A 229-nucleotide genomic window follows, 5' to 3' on the forward strand; every position below is an offset into this window, starting at 1 on the left:
TTTTGCAAGTGTGTAAAAGAAAATTCAATTTCAGAATTTAATTCTTTTAACTTTCCATAATAATCGTAAATTTTTAAGCCCTCTTTTTCAAAGATGGAATTAATGTCAGCTATCTTCTTTGAAAATAGATCGGTTTTAAATTCAGAAACCTCATCAAAAGAATAAACAATAAATCTGGAAAACAATCCATTTTCTTTAGACTTTATTAAACTTTTCAGCTGCTGAGGTG

The 229-nt window shown here is 27.1% G+C and carries 1 protein-coding gene; it reads right to left on the reverse strand.

What is annotated here, in order from left to right; genetic code table 11:
* A partial coding sequence (locus SCA31_RS25825) for a hypothetical protein (protein ID WP_410699779.1) occupies positions 1 to 185 on the reverse strand: 185 nt, incomplete at its 3' end.
* Positions 186 to 229: the final 44 nt, after the last annotated feature.

Origin of the sequence: Chryseobacterium sp. SIMBA_028, from assembly GCF_046535285.1 — a bacterium.
Taxonomy (GTDB): domain Bacteria; phylum Bacteroidota; class Bacteroidia; order Flavobacteriales; family Weeksellaceae; genus Chryseobacterium.